This window comes from Natranaerobius thermophilus JW/NM-WN-LF (genome assembly GCF_000020005.1).
In the GTDB taxonomy this organism is placed as follows: Bacteria; Bacillota; Natranaerobiia; order Natranaerobiales; family Natranaerobiaceae; genus Natranaerobius; species Natranaerobius thermophilus.
Map to the genome: position 1 here is coordinate 2,468,263 of NC_010718.1, position 17,524 is coordinate 2,485,786.

18 protein-coding genes are annotated in these 17,524 nt (G+C 39.3%); 3 read left to right on the forward strand and 15 right to left on the reverse strand.

The features are described from left to right. Positions 1-25: 25 nt before the first annotated feature. From NTHER_RS11770 to NTHER_RS11800, 7 genes are all read right to left on the reverse strand, one after another. Positions 26-460, reverse strand: a complete 435-nt coding sequence (locus tag NTHER_RS11770) for a TadE/TadG family type IV pilus assembly protein (RefSeq protein WP_012448735.1) — start codon at positions 458-460, stop codon at positions 26-28. Between the two features lie 18 nt (positions 461-478). Beyond that, positions 479-916: an A24 family peptidase gene (locus NTHER_RS11775; RefSeq protein ID WP_012448736.1), complete on the reverse strand. Its 438-nt coding sequence runs from the start codon at positions 914-916 to the stop codon at positions 479-481. 39 nt (positions 917-955) lie between these two features. Then, positions 956-1,144 carry a Flp family type IVb pilin gene (locus NTHER_RS11780; protein ID WP_012448737.1) on the reverse strand — a complete coding sequence of 63 codons (189 nt, stop codon included), beginning with the start codon at positions 1,142-1,144 and terminating at the stop codon, positions 956-958. Positions 1,145-1,270: 126 nt separating this feature from the next. Continuing rightward, positions 1,271-1,480, reverse strand: coding sequence for a Flp family type IVb pilin (locus NTHER_RS11785; protein WP_012448738.1), 210 nt, complete (start codon positions 1,478-1,480; stop codon positions 1,271-1,273). A 322-nt stretch (positions 1,481-1,802) separates the two neighbouring features. After that, a complete protein-coding gene (locus NTHER_RS11790; RefSeq protein WP_041367141.1) occupies positions 1,803-2,144 on the reverse strand; it encodes a hypothetical protein in 342 nt (113 codons plus the stop codon). A 91-nt stretch (positions 2,145-2,235) separates the two neighbouring features. Beyond that, the gene (locus NTHER_RS11795) at positions 2,236-2,922 is read right to left on the reverse strand and encodes a response regulator (RefSeq protein ID WP_012448740.1); all 687 of its coding nucleotides are present in this window, start codon (positions 2,920-2,922) and stop codon (positions 2,236-2,238) included. A gap of 27 nt (positions 2,923-2,949) precedes the next feature. Next, positions 2,950-4,140, reverse strand: a complete 1,191-nt coding sequence (locus tag NTHER_RS11800) for a sensor histidine kinase (RefSeq protein WP_012448741.1) — start codon at positions 4,138-4,140, stop codon at positions 2,950-2,952. A 230-nt stretch (positions 4,141-4,370) separates the two neighbouring features. Between NTHER_RS11800 and NTHER_RS15370 the strand changes: the two genes are divergently transcribed. Beyond that, on the forward strand, positions 4,371-5,291 hold the full coding sequence (locus NTHER_RS15370) for an N-acetylmuramoyl-L-alanine amidase family protein (protein ID WP_012448742.1): 921 nt from the start codon (positions 4,371-4,373) through the stop codon (positions 5,289-5,291). Here the strand turns inward: NTHER_RS15370 and NTHER_RS11810 are convergent. The 3 genes from NTHER_RS11810 to metK form a co-directional block, all read right to left on the reverse strand. Further along, positions 5,266-6,873, reverse strand: a complete 1,608-nt coding sequence (locus NTHER_RS11810) for a putative polysaccharide biosynthesis protein (RefSeq protein WP_052291981.1) — start codon at positions 6,871-6,873, stop codon at positions 5,266-5,268. The two genes, NTHER_RS15370 and NTHER_RS11810, sit on opposite strands and share 26 nt — an antisense overlap. Beyond that, positions 6,863-7,456, reverse strand: coding sequence for a cyclodeaminase/cyclohydrolase family protein (locus NTHER_RS11815; RefSeq protein WP_012448744.1), 594 nt, complete (start codon positions 7,454-7,456; stop codon positions 6,863-6,865). Before NTHER_RS11815 ends, NTHER_RS11810 begins: the two co-directional genes overlap by 11 nt. 218 nt (positions 7,457-7,674) lie before the next feature. After that, the gene (gene metK / locus NTHER_RS11820; protein ID WP_012448745.1) at positions 7,675-8,865 is read right to left on the reverse strand and encodes a methionine adenosyltransferase; all 1,191 of its coding nucleotides are present in this window, start codon (positions 8,863-8,865) and stop codon (positions 7,675-7,677) included. Between the two features lie 239 nt (positions 8,866-9,104). Between metK and NTHER_RS11825 the strand changes: the two genes are divergently transcribed. Then, on the forward strand, positions 9,105-10,331 hold the full coding sequence (locus NTHER_RS11825) for a DNA polymerase IV (protein WP_012448746.1): 1,227 nt from the start codon (positions 9,105-9,107) through the stop codon (positions 10,329-10,331). On the opposite strand, the gene fabZ is transcribed toward NTHER_RS11825, so the two are convergent. The 5 genes from fabZ to NTHER_RS11850 form a co-directional block, all read right to left on the reverse strand. Further along, complete coding sequence (gene fabZ / locus NTHER_RS11830; protein ID WP_012448747.1) at positions 10,306-10,734, reverse strand: 3-hydroxyacyl-ACP dehydratase FabZ; 429 nt, start codon at positions 10,732-10,734, stop codon at positions 10,306-10,308. The genes NTHER_RS11825 and fabZ overlap by 26 nt on opposite strands. A 90-nt stretch (positions 10,735-10,824) precedes the next feature. Then, positions 10,825-13,284, reverse strand: a complete 2,460-nt coding sequence (locus NTHER_RS11835; protein WP_041367144.1) for a tetratricopeptide repeat protein — start codon at positions 13,282-13,284, stop codon at positions 10,825-10,827. 52 nt (positions 13,285-13,336) lie between these two features. Then, positions 13,337-14,365, reverse strand: coding sequence for a D-2-hydroxyacid dehydrogenase (locus tag NTHER_RS11840; RefSeq protein ID WP_012448749.1), 1,029 nt, complete (start codon positions 14,363-14,365; stop codon positions 13,337-13,339). A gap of 2 nt (positions 14,366-14,367) precedes the next feature. Continuing rightward, positions 14,368-15,090 carry a DNA/RNA nuclease SfsA gene (gene sfsA, locus NTHER_RS11845; RefSeq protein ID WP_012448750.1) on the reverse strand — a complete coding sequence of 241 codons (723 nt, stop codon included), beginning with the start codon at positions 15,088-15,090 and terminating at the stop codon, positions 14,368-14,370. 168 nt (positions 15,091-15,258) lie between these two features. Beyond that, the gene (locus NTHER_RS11850) at positions 15,259-16,431 is read right to left on the reverse strand and encodes an IS256 family transposase (RefSeq protein WP_012448751.1); all 1,173 of its coding nucleotides are present in this window, start codon (positions 16,429-16,431) and stop codon (positions 15,259-15,261) included. A 242-nt stretch (positions 16,432-16,673) separates the two neighbouring features. On the opposite strand from NTHER_RS11850, the gene NTHER_RS11855 reads away from it, so the two are divergent. Beyond that, on the forward strand, positions 16,674-17,342 hold the full coding sequence (locus NTHER_RS11855; protein ID WP_012448752.1) for a metal-dependent hydrolase: 669 nt from the start codon (positions 16,674-16,676) through the stop codon (positions 17,340-17,342). Positions 17,343-17,524 lie beyond the last annotated feature (182 nt).

Sequence of the window (17,524 nt, forward strand, 5' to 3'; positions counted from 1 at the left end):
CCCTTTAACTTTACTTTGGATTCTACTACTCTATGCGCATGACAGTTCGCGAACTCAAAGATATGTGCCCATCAGAATTAGATATAATAGTAGAGATAATTGGGGTTAATAATTTCTTCTGATATTCCAGCTTAACTTCCATATCATCACCTCTTCTGATCTCATCGGCTTCAGAATCAGGAGTTAAATTAATTACTAAATTTTCATTGTTTAACGAACTAGAACGATCAATAATTACCTCTCTAACTTCATCTTCAAATTCTTCATTATTTGCAGCTATTAATACCCCGTGACGGGCTCCTTCCCTGGAAGCATTATTTAAAGTTAACTGGGCGTGAAATATACTCCCAAATTCAATAATTCCAAAAACCAGTAAGAGTAGGACGGGCAGGACAAAAGCCAGTTCAACCAAAGCCTGCCCTCTCTCACGGTGCAATATTCTATTCATCTGATCCAGCATTTCTCCTGCCCCTCCCCTCTATAAGATACTCAGTGATACTAGGGCACCAAAGACTATGGCAATTCCATAAGGAAAAAACATTTTTCTTTGCTTCAAAATTAGATAATAATATAAAGCTATCAAGCCGCCGATGATTGCCATGGCCGCTGCAGTATACAGGACGAATTCAACCCCTTTGATAGCACCAATGGCTGTTAGCAACTTGACATCACCAGCTCCCATTCCACCTAAGAAAAAAGGTATTAGGAGAAGGGCAAGGCCTACAATAGCTCCCAAGAAACTAGTATATAAACCGGAAACTCCATTTCCTATAAGACCAGAACACAAACCGATTACTATGGCACTTAATGTTATTTTATTAGGTATTCTAAATTCTTTAATGTCAAAATAAAGGGCTAATGCCATAACTACAATTAATATAAGATCGATTAATTCCAGATTAAACGGTAAGCTCATTGCCCTTCCCCCTTATTAAAATTTAAAACAAATTCAAATCTAATTGCCAATATCACTTAATCTAGCTGACAGTTCTTGATACAAAGCTGTTAGCTCTTCCCCTAAAGTTATGAGCCCCCCAATTACTACAATTGCTACCAAAACTATCACCAGTGAGTACTCCACCATACCCTGTCCATCTTCACTTCTGTAAAGTTTCACCATCTTGTTTTCAACTACTTTCGGCATGGCAGGGCTCCTTTCTCAAAGCTTAACAAATATCGCTGAATTTGATATAATAAAATAAGTCATGTTTAACCTACATATAGAAGAATATGCCCTACCCTGGACCAGGTAGGGCAACAAATTTTGAAATTAACCATCGTCATTTCCATCTCCACCAAAGTCTTCACCAGTTTCATCTCCAACTTCATCTGTAATGTGTTCAAAGATACCTGCTACATTGTCTCCTAGAAAGCTCAAAGCTCCAATCACAACTACTGCAACTAATGCTAAAATAAGTCCATATTCAACCATGCCCTGTCCATCTTCTTCAGTCCATAATCTTTTTAAATGAGTTAGCATGTCCAAAGCACCTCCTTTCTTTTAGGATTCTGCAATTTGTGACTCAATCAGTCACATCAAGTCTCCTGTCCTCAACACTTCTCTAAAATTTGGGGTCTTAATACGGGGGGCTAATCCCTATAAGGTTTGACTACATTCTACACAATAATTAAACCCCCGCCATCAAGCGGGGGGTCTTATTGTTATCCCTGTAATAGGGCTTAAATATTTTTGTCGATACTCATTGCAAAAGTCCTCATAATAAATCTATTTTCACCTTAATTTGACTTAGTGCTACATCATTTATGTTACCTATTGTCAAAAATTATATGAGTCCACCGTCCTAGCACTCTAGTACGACTATTCTGCCAGGATCATTGTCATGAAAGACTTCGTCCAGGGTTCTATCGCCAAGGTACTCTACAAACTCCACACCCGGGAACTCTCTCTGAAGTTGATCCCTGAGCTGATTATCTTGATAATTCCAAATCAACACTACCTTGTGAGGTAGACTTTTATAGCCCGGGCATTCTGCCAAAAAGGACCGCAATTCACCTTCGGCTTTGTCAGGATCTGACACAAAGACTACAAAGGTCCACGCACGCCGAGAAGTTATATCGCACCATATATTATATATTAAATTTAGAAACCCATAAGCAGCCAAAAACCACAGAACAAATTCCAATCTTTCACCCCCAGCGTTTTCTCCTCTTCTTTGATAGTTCATTATATGTTTCTAATATCGCCGGGGTGATAAATCATTTTGATTAAGCTTACTAAATTTGCACTACACCACATTTTAGAGCAGTTATAACTGCTTGTGTTCGATCTGTTACATCCATTTTCCGTAAAATATTTGATACATGGTTCTTGACTGTCTTCTCTGATATGTATAGTTCTTTGGATATTTCTTTATTGGTGTATCCCTGGGCCATTAACTCTAAAATCTCTTTCTCCCTACCAGTTAATTCTGATTGCACTGCTTCATCGGATTTAATATTTCTGGGAGAATTCTGTGCCAGGCGATTAAATTCGCCAAGGAGCTTGTGGGTAATAGTAGGATGGATAAAAGAATTACCTTTATTAACTTCCTGAATGGCTTGTACAAGGGTAGGTGTTTCCACATCTTTTAACAAGAACCCTGCAGCTCCCTCTTTGACTATTTCGAAGAGATATTCTTCATCTTCGTGAATGGTCAGTGCAATCACTTTAGTTTCAGGAGAAACTTCTTTTACGTATTTAGTAGCTTCCACTCCATTTAATAAAGGCATATTAATATCCATTAAAATTATATTAGGTTTTAGTAGTTTAACTTTATCTACCACTTCTTCTCCATTTTGTGCTTCACCACATACTGCCAAATCTTCTTCCATGTCGAGTATTTTTTTAAGTCCTTGCCTAAACAGTGCATGGTCATCAGCTAAAAGAATGCGGATTGTTTTATTTTCATCCATGGTTTTCATATTCCCCCCCCCCTTTCCTTTAGATAATTAGTTAACAAAGACTGGTACTTTAATAGAAATTTTAGTTCCTTGCTTTGGTTTGGAACTAAAATTAATCTCACCACCGAGGCTTTCTACTCTTTCTTTCATATTTGATATACCAAAATGTTCACTATCACTATCATCCTCACTATCTTGCAACTTGTCTTCAGGATTAAAACCTTTACCATCATCGCGAATAATAATATGAATAGTATCATTGCTAAAATCTGTTTTAACCCAAAAACGCTTAGCCCCTGAATGCTTTTTGATATTATTCAGAGCTTCCTGTACAGTCCTAAACAAGGCAATTTCAATATACCGGTTCAGGCGTTTTTCTTCTCCAAAAGTTTTTAATTCACCCTCAATATTGCTTTCCTCTTCCACTCCTTGAATCAACTTGCGTATGGCAGGTACTAGTCCTAAATCATCCAATGTCATAGGCCTAAGATCAAAAATAATTTTTCTGACATCCTTTAAGTTAGTTCGTACCTGCTGTTTGAGTTCTCCTAATTCTTCTTTGATTTCATCAGTTCCAGAGTTAGCATCAATCAGTTTTTCACAATATTCTGTTCTGAGCACCATATTAGCTAAGTTCTGAGCAGGGCCATCGTGTATTTCCCGAGCAACTCTCCTACGTTCTTCCTCTTGAGCTCTGATAATTTTCAGGCCAATAGCTTTTCTCTTTTCCAGGTCTTCCAAGGTTTCTTGTAATCCGCCCAGCCCCTGAGATAAGTAATTTTCTATTACTCCCATTTGATTAACGATGTTCTCGGCTTTCTCTATGGTTTTTTTCAGGTTCTTAAGTCTACGTTCAGTACTGTCCCTATGGTTTCTAAGCTGCTGTTCCCGTTCCTTCATTATTGTCAAACGTGCACGCAAATCACTGGCTTGTTCGTAGGCTTCTTTAATATCTTCTTCAGAATAAGTATCGAAGTGCTTACTGACATCTGCCAAGTGGACTTTGGCCTGATGGCACTTTTTTTCCAGGTTGTCCACTTCTTGAATCACTTCTCTGACCTTGTTTTTTATCTCTTTTAGTTCTTGTTGCATCTGATCATATTCAGTTCGAGCCGATTCGGCAATTTCAAAGATTTGTACTTTACCGTTTTGAATATTGTCGATAGTCTTTTCTAGGATGTCATCTACAACTTTTACATCCACTTTTTCGCTCGGAGCGAAATGGTTGTCATCAGCCATATCTAAATCCCCCAGTGTGATTAGTTCTGTCACAATTTTAACTAAAAACTATACTCATGCAACAATTTGTTTAATTATGTCTACTCTAGTGCTAATTACCTATTCTATAAAAATATAGTAAACTCCTTTGTTGAACTAAAATTTTTCCAAAAATTTAACAATACCTCTTGTTTTAACATAATATATCTATTACCCCCTGTTAACCCGGAAGGGCATATTGAGGTGATTTTATGAACTGTGATCAAAGGAAAAACTGGATTACTAATCTATGGACAAAAATTGAAGAAAAAGATGGAGATTTTTTTTCTCTCATAGGAGTGGATTGTTATCCCTTTTCAGCTACTCCTGAAATAGAATCCTTGGATTCTCTAAGATATCTCTGTACTTTCTCAGATATCCATCTTAATATGCCTCCTACAACTTTGGCACCTAGAGATGGCCTAATTAAAGAAGTCCACCTGAAACAAGAGTGGGAAGGTAAGATTTCCTTAAAAATTATTCTAGAACATCAAACTCCTATCAAGGTGAATATTAACAAAGCTTGTCCTAATCAAATAATTTTAACTTTAGATAGGAATCCTTTAAGGAAAATTATACAAGACAAATTGATTGTAATAGACCCAGCTCATGGTGGGAATGACAGTGGCAGTATCAGCCCTACATCTCTACAGGAAAAAGAAGTTACTCTAGACCTGGCCAGAAGAGCTAAGACACTACTCGAAGCATATCAGGGGCAAGTTGTCCTCCTACGCAACCAGGATAAGCAAGTACCCCTTCAAAGAAAAATAAATCAGGTGAAAAGTATCTCACCTGATTTGCTAATCTCATTACATACGGGAGAGGATCCCATGGGGAGAATAATTGGGCCAAGGACAGGATTTACAGGTATAAGTAGTAACAGACAACAAAGGGCTGAACTCATGCAAAGAGCCCTGTTTCAAAAATTAATTTTTCCTAATGGTGGAGTTTTCAAAACCACAGACCCACTAATGCAAATTCATCCCGATAAAAGTCTCATGGTAGAAATTAGTAACATTACAAGTAGATTAGAAGAAGGGTGGATGAGAGATGATGGTTTTAAAACTATTATGGCTCAAGGAATTTTTAATGGTATAAAAACCATCCTTAAGAACCAAGACCGATTTTCTTAATAAAACCTGCTATTCCTGGACCAATCTTAGGGATACTCTCCAAGTCATCAGTGGAAATACCGCCACATGTGATTAAAATTATCCCATAACTCACAGCACCAAGTGCCATTCCCATAACAGTGCCTACACTAAAGTTAGGAGCTAAATTATCCAAAATGGGCTGAAAATAAGTAATAATGGCTCCCATGGCCACAGCAGATAATAACGGCTTTCTGATTAAACCAAGTTGTGTATTTGACAAGCCTATTTTACCTTTAATGTCTTTAAAATTAAATATAGAAGCCACCAAAAACCCGGTACAAGTACCGATAGCCCCACCAATTATTCCAATTTGGGGAATAGCCGTTAAATAATAATTTATGACTAAATTAACCAAGGCTCCGTAACACAGGTTTTTTACCGGAAGTACCGGATAACCGGTACCCTGCAGAGCTGAAGCACTTACCTGCTGAAAAGATAGAAAAATTGTTCCCGCTGCCAAAAATCTCAGGGGATCCCCTGCTCCTTCATAGCCAAACAATAATAAAGTTAAGCGCTCGGCCATAACAAATAGACCCACTGATGAAGGAATCGAGAAAATAAAGGTCAGTCTGATAGCTTTTCCCAGTTGACTTCTAACCAAATCAAACTTTTTCAGGGCAGTACTCTCGGCTAATGCTGGGACAAGACTATATCCAAGAGCCAGGGATAAAGTCGTAGGCAAGCTCACCAGCCTAAGGGCCATTCCTGATAAGTAACCGTATAAATGGGTGGCTTCTGATGGACTAAAACCCGCTACCTGCAACCTTTGTGGAATTATCATGGCATCTAATGTCTGCATGACAGGCATAACCAGGGCTCCTAAAGAAACGGGGATGGCTATGGATAGCAGCCGAATAACTAAGGGAACTGAACGGACCAAATTAAGAGTTGACAGGATAGCCTTAAAAAAGTTCAACAATCCCGGACCAACACCGTACAGGGGTATTAATAATAACATTATTATTAGACCTGACAACCCACCGGTAACAGCACCAAAGGTAGCTCCTGCTGCTCCATAAGCGATTCCTCTTTCAACCAAAACATAAGCCAGAGCTAGCATTGTTATTACCCTGACAAATTGCTCCGTAACCTGGGAAATAGCTGTGGCACTCATTATTCTAAGACCTTGAAAATAGCCGCGAAAAGCTGCCATTAATGACACAATCAAGATGGCCGGAGAAATAGCCCTGAGAGAATAAATTACTCGATAATCTCCGAGAAATCCATAACTAATGGGTTCGGCCAAAAAATACATAAGACCGGAAAAGAAAGAACCAGTGATGAATAAAAAAACTAATGAGACCGCAAAAACTCTCAGTCTTTCTTTTTCTTTACCTTGGGCGATTTGTTCGGAAACTAGCTTGCTAACGGCAATAGGAACACCTGAAACAGCCATTATTAGAAGTAGGCTGTAAATGGGATAGGCCATTTCGTAAAGGCCCATGCCCTCAGCTTCTATAATCCGAGAAAGGGGTATCCTGTAAAAAGCTCCTAGAAGCTTGCTGACCACCCCGGCTGCCATTAATATGGCGGCACCCTTGGCCAGCCTTTCAGCCATCATATGCTGTCACTTCATTGTGATTAATTTTATCAATTAACTCTTTACTTGTTTGCTCCAGATTAGCAGCTTCAACTTTTATCATTCGATAGAAGTTCTTATCTTTAATTAGATCCAGATTTTGATGTACATTGATTAGACTACCATAGAGCGCATTTTGTGCATGGTGCGCACCAGCCATTAAATCCGGCTCAAGGGGATTGTACCCCTGCCCTTTAACTTTTTCAATCACTCTAAGTAGCTCTTTAGCCCTCTGAGCAGTCATAAAAGGTATTAGGGTTAATTCTTTTGCTGTATCTTCATCTCTGTGTTCGAAATAGCGTTTTACCACCTCTACATCCCGTTCGATGAATCTGCGAAAATCATCACCTAAAATTTTGGCCTTTTCCCGGCACTCCTCTAATAAGTAATAATTAGCAGAATTTTTTCTAATAGATTTTTTGCCCATGGAAATATTACAATACATGATTACTAAATGAGATCCCATAGCTGCAGAAACAGCAAGGGTGCTCCCTCCGGCAGCCGTTTCATTGTCGGCAGAAATCAATTCCAAGTATTGGTCAATTGTTTTATTTAACAGTTCCATTCACCTCACCCACCTAAGCAATAGTCCCCTCTCCATTTATAATATGGTCATTTATCACTATTAATCACTATTAATCACTATTATGCAAAAAGTATTGGGATGACTATTTACAATATATTTTTGAACTTAAAAGTTTATGAAAAAATAAAGATAGTTTTTCGTATTAACAAAAAAGGGCTGAAACACATTTTGACTGTGCTCAGCCCTTTTTCGTAAAATTAAATCCCGGCTTCTGTTTTTAAGATTTCTGCTTTATCAGTTCGTTCCCAAGGCAACTCAATATCAGTTCTTCCCATATGGCCGTAACAGGCTACCTGCCGGTATATTGGTTTTAATAGATTCAAATCCCTGATAATAGCACCGGGCCTGAGATCAAAGTGTTTATTAACTAGTTCTTCGATCTGGTCTTCTGGAATCTTAGCTGTTCCATAAGTTTCAACCATAACACTGACAGGATTAGCAACACCGATGGCATAAGCTACTTGGAGTTCACATTTATCTGCCAGGCCTGCAGCAACTACATTTTTGGCTATATATCTGGCAGCGTAAGCGGCAGAACGATCAACTTTTGTAGGATCTTTGCCGGAGAATGCACCACCACCGTGGCGTGCAACACCACCATATGTATCTACAATCACCTTTCTACCAGTGGCCCCGGCATCTCCCTGAGGTCCTCCTACAACGAAACGCCCCGTGGGATTAATTAAATATTCGGTAGTCTCATCTAAGAATTTAGATGGAATGATTTCTTTTACCACATTATCAATAATTTCTTGTTCCAATTGGTCTACCGTCACTTTAGGACTATGCTGGGATGATACTACTACTTTATTCACCCTGTAAGGTTCATTATTTCTGTACTCTACTGTCACCTGACTTTTTCCGTCTGGACGTAGATAGGGTAAAGTTCCATCTTTTCTGACAGCTGCTAAACGACGAGTAATCTTGTGAGCCAAAGCAATGGGTAAGGGTAGGTACTCTTCAGTTTCATTAGTAGCATAACCAAACATCATTCCCTGATCCCCGGCACCGATAGCATTAATTTCATCATCGGTGATTTCTTCTTGCCTTTTTTCCAAAGCTTGATCTACTCCCTGGGCAATATCAGGGGACTGCTCGTCAATGGAAGTTAGCACAGCACAAGTTTCACCATCAAAGCCGTACTTTGCCCTGGTATAACCAATATTTTGTACAGTTTCTCTAACCAGTTTAGGAATGTCTACATAACACTTTGTGGTGATTTCACCTGTAACCAGGACCAAACCTGTGGTCACAGTAGTTTCAGCAGCCACTCTAGCGGATGGATCTTTTTCAAGCATGGCATCTAATATGGCATCGGATATTTGATCGGCAATCTTATCAGGATGGCCTTCGGTAACAGATTCCGACGTCACTAATTTTTTGCTCATTATTTCTCACCTCCTGATTTCCAAAAATCAACAAAGTTATATTTATTCTATAAAATTAACATATTTATGTCAATTTTATAGACCATTAACCGCCCATGACTAAGGTCACGAGGATGCATGACGACTGGTTCAAAAAATTGACCTAAAATGAGAAGGAAATCAATTAATTATGGTGAATAATATCCAAATACAAGTAATAAATACAGATACTAAAACAATTAGTCTTAGGAGGATAATGCATGACTACCAGTAAATACGACCGTAACAAAAATAATTACAGACAGATCCTACATATTGATATGGACGCTTTTTACGCTTCAGTGGAAAAGAGAGACAACCCAGAGCTAGAAGACAAACCCGTTATTATCGGTGGTAGCCGAAGAGGTGTTGTCTCCACATGCTGTTATAAAGCTAGAAAATACGGCCTTCACTCAGCTATGCCTATGTATCGGGCTCAAAGATTATGCCCCCATGGTGTATATCTGAGACCTGATATGGATAAATATCGACGGGTCTCCCAGGAAATAAAAAAAATTTTTCTTGAATTTACTCCACTAGTTGAGCCCTTATCACTAGATGAGGCCTTTCTTGACGTAACAGGTTCTCTCAATTTATTTGGTGATGCTGTAAACATTGCAGAGAAAATCCAAACACAGATTAGCGACCAACTTCAACTCACCTGTTCCATTGGAGTAGCTACAAATAAATTCATCGCAAAAGTCGCTTCTGATCTTAAAAAACCGGCAGGACTCACTCATGTTCCAACAGGTAAGGAACAGGACTTTCTAGCACCCCTGCCAGTAGATAAACTTTGGGGAGTGGGTGAAAAAACCACTGCTCGGATAAAAAGCCGGGGCTATCATACAATAGGTGAACTACAGCAAATGCTTGCAAAGGCTCAAAATATAAACAGCCTGGCCAAATCCTTTAATATCACTGAAGACACCCTGCTTTTAGCCAAGGGATATGACGACCGGGAGGTAGTACCAGAAGAACCTCCTAAATCCATCGGGCAGGAAAAAACCTTTGCCCAGGACCTGACTGCGGGGAGTCAGTATAATCAGTTAATTCCCCATCTACTGAAGTTCTCTGAACAAGTAGGAGCTCGCCTGCGAAAAGCAGGTTACAAAGGGAAAACTGTTACAGTTAAAATTAGGGATTCCAGATTTAAAACTTGGACCAAACAGAAAACAGTTCCGGAAACAGATCAAGATAAAGAGATATATGCCCATGCCCAGGAACTGCTTCAAAATATGAATTTAAAACCTAGTGATGAAATCAGACTATTAGGAGTAACTGTCAGCAACCTGGTTTCATCTACTCAGCAACAGCTTTCCCTTGATATGTCTAATGAACAGTACGAAAAAGAACAGCAGCTACAATGGACCCTTGATGAAATGCGAGAAAAATTTGGTGACGATGCTATTCGCCGAGCCCGTCTTATTTTTCCACAAGAGCAAAAGTGAGCTGACCTTGGGCCGCTAGTTCATCTCCTACATATACCTTTCCTTCACCTTTTCCGATACTACCTTTAACCCGGGTTAGCTCAACCTCTATACTGAGCACATCCCCTGGTTGTACTTGTCTTTTAAATTTAACTTTATCCACACCACCGAAAACGGCAAGTTTTCCTTCGTTTTCTGGAAGGCTCATCAGAGCACAGGCCCCTACCTGGGCCATGGCTTCTATTTGTAAAACTCCAGGCATCAAAGGACGATCTGGGAAATGTCCCTGTAAAAAAGGTTCGTTAGCAGATACGTTTTTAACACCTTTAGCCCTATGTCCTGGTTCCAATTCTTCCAATCTATCTACCATTAAGATGGGATAGCGATGGGGAATCAGTTCTTTGATTTCATTAATATCCTTCAAAATAAAACCTCCTTCGTTCAGATTTAATAATGATGAATAGTTGATTATAAAGCTCTAATACGACTGTTCGAGAGTGTTAGATGTATTCTTCTATCTCATATCATAGTACAGTCGTGTTAAAAAATATAGTTCTCCCTGACGATCAGGATATTCATATGAAATTTCTCTAATTAACTCTTCTGCATCCCTACGTTCACTGCTATCTACTTCTTGACCTTCGATCAGCTTGGTTAAAGTCGGTTTAAAATACTCTTCATAGAACTCTTGATCTTCAGATGGCGGTGAAGACTCCATGTCTTCAAGGGCATATAAATATTCATCTCTAAGATTTGTGTCCCGGTTAAACAGTTTATGAATAGTATCGAAATCTTCAAGTAATACCAGGTTTATTAACAAGATTTCCTCTTTGTATTGGCGAGGACGATTGGCTAATTCCATGACATGTTGATACGCTTCCCAACTATCATGGGGATTTCCTTCTAATAGATAAGAATGAGCCAGTAGTTCACCGGCATCAGTCATGATAAACCTTTCTATCTTCTCATCTTTAAATTCTTCGATACTGTCCGAAAAATCCTCCTCAATTAATTCAATTACCTGCTGATACTCTCGTTTTTGTAGCAGAGTCATTCCTTGAAAAAATTGTACTCTACTAAGTAGGCGATCATAAATATCCTGATCATCCAGCATATTTTCCAGTTGTTCTTGGTATTCCAAGGATAGATCTAAATCTTTATTTCTTCCAAAGGGATTGGTTCCATGATGGTATACCCTGGCTAAAGATAATAGGTAATGAATTTCTTCATCTTCCTTCAGGTCTTCACGATATTTTTCATAGGAATTCTCTAAACTGTGAATGGCATCTATGTGTTCACGGTTAAACATCATGTCCCTAGTCTCCTGAAGACCTTGATGCATTTCTATCTCCTCATCAGACACGGAGTATAGAGCCAGACTATCTTCACCGGCATAGTTTCTATAAGCTGTACTATTACTTAGTAAGTTCCCATCCTCATCATATGCCGACACAATAGGCATAAACTCTCCCCCTGCATAAGGAAGCCCCAATACACTACCGGGTGTAATATGACCTCGGAAGCTGCTAAAGCCAGGGGCTTGCTGCTGTAATTCCTCTAAGGCTACAGACAGGGAATTGTCTTCTAAACCCCTCATCATATTTCTTGACCTAATTGTCGTAATTTCATCCTTTTCATTTCTAAAGACTTCTCCAAATCCAAAATTATAATAAGCAGCCTCTGATACCTCTTCCCATTCCAAATTAAATTTGCCATTAGAAATCTCGGGTTCTTTTAAGTCTATTGGTTCAGTCAATTTGATTTGATACTCTCTTTCCTCTCTTTGACCATTTTGATCATCTTGACTACTTTGATCGTGCTCAGCTAAACCCAATTCCACAAAGGGAGGCACTAGCTCTTGTAAATAAAAGTCCGAAAGTTCCTGGGATTTCCCCTGAATAGCGACTCCATATCTACCAGGGGGGAGATTGTCAAATTGAAAATTCCCTTGTTCATCTACTAGGGTTTTAGGAGCTTTATCGATCATTTCAAAGGATCTAACCTGATGATAAGGGCGAATCAAATAGACTTCTAGTTCCTGTAATATTTCCTGCTTCGTATCCTGATCAAGGGCCCCGTGGTCCAAGTTCAATTGCCCTTTCAATGTAGAGCCAGTAATTTCATCATCACTGTCACCGTCCCCCTGATTTTGGGCCAATAGTTGTTCCAAACCTTCTAGCCTGGCCTTAACAGTTGCTTTATACCTGTACACATTCAAATCTGCCTGATATGGATCAGTATCAGTCAGGTGGGCTCGCTCTTCTTTATATTCCTCATGCCAATTCTGCAAAAATTTCAGTTCTGATTCTAACACCGTTGCCGCTTTCTGATATTTGCCTAAGCTCACCAATCTATCACTATATAATATCCCCAGGTGAGAATCTACCGGGTCTCTTTTTTCATGTTCTAGGGATTTTTCGTATAAGTTGGCAGCTTCATTGTGATTTTCTTTTTCCAAATAAGTATGAAGAAGTAAAGCATGTCCCTGCAGGGAAAAGCCCTCTCTGGTATCCAAGTATTCTGACCCATGATTTACTGCTTCTTCCAGGTCGCCCTCTTTAAGTGCAATCCTAGCTAAGAGGTACGATGCCCTACCCGCTTCATCATGTGAAGGAAAGCTAGACTGCAATTCTAATAATAACTCTCGAGCTTCTTTCAGAGGATCCTTTCCTTCCTCTAAAACAGGATCTTTTAAAGCGGCATCTCCTCCCGGGCTACCGCTTCTACCTGGCATAACAAACAGCTGATCACTAAAAGCCTGATCCTTTAAGAAGCCTGCCCGCCTGTACATGGCTTCTGCCCTTTGTCTGGGAAAGTAATTTATAATTGTCTGGTAGTAATCTTGTGAATATCCAGGCCGGTTATCAGCCAAAGCATACATAATTTCTCCTGCCATTAAATAACAGGCCAGCAATATAATGACAAATAAGATAACCCGGCCTGTCTTGATTTTACTAGTGAGATTGAAGTTCATATCTTATCCCCTTTCTCCAAGCTGGTTCCAATTAATATCCTCTAGTCCTAGTTTAATAACCTCTAGTCTTATCAACTTCTGTCGGTAGAACATTTCCGCCTAAATAAGCGGTAAGATTCCGCTTAAATAGCTCTACAGCTTTTTTTACATAATCGGGAGATGCCCCACCCACATGAGGGGTTATGTAGCAGTTATCCAGATTCCATAATGGTGATTCGCCAGGTAGCGGTTCTTGAGAAAACACATCCAGGCCAGCTCCTGCCAACCAACGTTTTTTAAGAGCTCGATATAGAGCTTGTTCGTCAACTACTTCTCCCCGGGCAACGTTTACCAAGAAAGCTGTTTCTTTCATCTGTCTCAATTCATGTTCCCCAATCATATTTTTGGTTTTTTCCGTTAGAGGAACTGTTAGTACCAGATAGTCAACTTCCGGCAAAATTTTATCAAGTTCATCTGAAGAATAAATTTCGTCAACATGAGGAAAAATCCTGGGAGTTTCTTTAGTTGCCAGTACTTTCATATCAAAAGCTTTGGCTTTTCTGGCTATTTCTTCTCCCAGGGCTCCTAGCCCCAGGATTCCAATAGTCCTATTGGCCAGAGTAGACATTTCCAGGGACTGCCACTGACTGTCCTGTTTCTGATTATGATAATCAAACTGGCGCCTGACAAAAGCCAGTAAAAAAGAGAACACATGCTCTGACATTTGTTCCCGGTGAATTCCCCGGGAATTAGTAAGTATTACAGAAGAATCAATTACTTCCGGGATTAAAAATTCATCCACACCTGTACTCAAGGCGTGAATCCATTCTAATTTGGTAGCTTTTTGTAGTAATTCTTTGGAGATAAACCGTCCCCAGGCCACTAATATATCAGTATCTTTAATCTCTTTATCAATTACTTCTTTTTCGGCACTGGCCACCAGCTCTATGGAAGGGAAACTAGCTGTTATATTTTTATAATGGTGTTCCTTTAAATTTGCGGTAAACAGGATTTTTAAACCTCGTTCTTGTTGTTCATCTTGCTCCCTCAAATTATTTTTCTGTCTGTTCAAGCCAGAGGCATTATCCTTTGAAAAGGTCATTTTTATTCAACCTCCCGTTGTGTTGTTACAGGCAGTCGCTGACAATAATTTAAACCTTCAGGAGTCACCTTAAAAGCGTAGCTTTCAACAGCTACTCCCTGCTCTTGCGCCTGTACCAAAGCTTTCGAAAAAGCTTCATCCATTTCCCAGTTAGGGGCAAAACACAAGGCATCGTCCCTTTGCACTAAAAAAATAACTGCCGGCTGATAACCTTCCCGCAAAGAATCAGTTAATTCTTCTAGATGTCGCCTCCCTCGATCTGTCGGAGCATCGGGAAAAAGTGCCAAGTTATTCTGGACAAGTGTTACTGACTTCAATTCAATTAAAATTCTATCACTATTTGTTGACATTAGTTCCATATCAAACCTGCCCCTACCATAACTGGGTTCACGGCGCAGGAATTCGGCTCCATAAGCTACAGAAGTTTCAGGTAGCAAAGATTTCTTTACCAAAATCTCAAAAAGTTTGTTGGGAAGTCTGCTATCCACTGAAACCCAGTGTCCTTCATATAGAACCAGGGCTAAATCAAAATCTGTTTTACGCTGTTTCCCCTGCTTTTTCTGCAGTAGAACGGGCGTTTCAGGCAGTAACAGTTCCTTCATCCTTCCCGAATTGGGTACATGGCATAGCCGACTTTCACCATTAACTTCTACATTACAAACAAACCTGTTCAATCTTTTCTGAAATTTTCCTTCTATTAAAGAATCAATAAAATTATAAATCATCCATAGGACACCTCAGTCATTTTAATAAAACTAATTTTAACACATAACTATAACATGGTGTTTAAATACGTGATATGTGGTTGAATATGGTTTTTGATATGATCTTGCTGTAAAAGTTGGGTAGTGTCAAGAATTTTGTGTAAAGGGCGTAGGGCCCTCGGAAAAGTCTTAACAGTCGTATCTTAGCTCAAACATTTCTTGTAGCTTGTGCTGGCATTGTTTGAAACCACGAAGTTTTTTATTAGCCCATCGAACATTGATGTCCTGAATAGCAAAGAAGATCACTTTTTCGGCAGCCTTTGGGCTAGTTAAACTGTTCATAGTCTTTAGACGTTTTCTAATTTCCTTAATAGTTCTCTCGATCCAGTTTGTAGTGTAGATAACAGCTCGAATATCAGATGGATAATCCAAGAAAGTTAATAAATTAGGCAAATTCTTTTCCCAGGAATCTACAACACGGGGATACCTTGAACCCCATTTTTCTTTAAATTTTTCGAAATGGTGGTGAGCCTCTTCTTTAGAAAAAGACTTATATATAGGCTTTAGGTCTTCAGCAACTTCATACTGGTCTTTTTTTCTTACGGCATTCAAAGTATTTCTAACCTGGTGAATGACGCACTGCTGGACATCAGCTTTAGGAAACACCTTCTTGAAAGCATCAGCCAAACCAGGAAGTCCGTCAAACACACCTAGCAATACTTCCTGTACACCACGAGAGTGCAGGTCATTTAATAGTTCTTGCCAACCCAAGGCGTTTTCTCTACCACCAACGTAGAAACCTAGTATTTCCCTGTACCCCTCTTCATCGACACCACAAGCTATGTAAACAGACTCATTTTCTACTGAATCACGCCGCAGCTTGATGTTCATGCCATCCAGGTAGAGAACACTATAACGCTTTTTGAGTGGCCTGTTTTGAAACTCTTGAATATCTTCTAAAGCTACTTCAGTAATATTACTTACCGTACTAGGCGAATAAGAATCGCCTAAAAGGGTCTCAATGAACTTTGCTACATCACGAGTGCTCATACCTTTTTGGTACATCCTGATGATAGCTTCTTCAAGCCAGCAATCACGCTTTTGATACGGTTCTATTAGCTGGGTTTGAAAATCACCATTTCGATCCCTTGGTACATTAAGATCTTCGATTTGGCCAAACAAGGTGTCTAGAGAACGTGTGTAATAGCCGTTTCGATAATTCTTTTCGTCTTGCTCTTTTAAAAAGTTTCTAATTTCTTCACGCATGATGAGTTCAATTTTTTCTTGAAGAAATTCCTGAACAAAACTTTTCATGATTTCTTCTAGTTGATTTTTTTGCTCGGAATTTGGTACACTACTCAACGTAGGGTATCCTCCTTTCTAGCCGTAAAAACGGCTTGGGTTTTTTCTCCAAATTCCGAGGATACCCTACTTTTTTTGTTTTAGTCAACCTTTACACAAAATATTGTACGTCATCAAAAGTTGATTTTATCATTATTGATATTATAGCAAAAAAACACCTTAAAATGAAAATTTTAAATCACTACCGGCTATGGTATAATATTACAGGGAGTAATTTGCAAATTAACAAAGGAGGGATCCATGTGAAATTAGAATTTATCGGTCACGGTTGTGTACAGTTGTCAGAAGGTGATGACAAAATAATCTTTGATCCCTTTATCGATGACAATCCAGTAGCTAAAATTTCATCATCCGATGTTTCCCCGAATTACATTCTATTAACACACTATCATGACGATCATAAAGGAGATGCCCTAGAAATTGCCAAGGATAATGATTCATTACTTATTTCTACGGCTGAAATTGCAGGAGCCGCTGAACAAAAGGGGGTAAAAGCCCATCCTATGCACATAGGTGGAACTAAAGAGTTCGATTTCGGTAAAGTTCGGGTAACACCAGCACTACACGGCTCTGGTATTGATGGTGGGTTAGCATGTGGCTTTGTAGTAGATTTTCATGGAAAGAAAGTTTATCACGCAGGAGATACCGGGCTATTTAGTGATATGAAATTAATATCCGAATTAGAAGAAATAGATATAGCCATCCTTCCCATAGGTGGAAACTTTACCATGGGAGCCGAGGAAGCTGTCATGGCAACACAATATCTAAAACCAAAGGCAGTCATGCCAGTCCACTATAATACTTGGCCTTTAATCCCCGCTGATGACGAGCAATTCAAAAAAGATATCCAGGAAAAAACAAATAGCGAATGCTTTGTCCTTGAACCTGGTGACTCTATGGAAATGAATTAACTCTAAATCTACTACCTAACTCTACAATACACCCCATCCAGAAACAGTAAACACATCTCCATGAACACATAAAAAACAGCCCTGACCTTGGCTTAACAGCTTTGGTTAGGGCTGTTTACTTTCTGCAACGAGCTCAAAATATACAGTTAAAAAATAAAAAAAGTCTTGATCAACGCCATCAA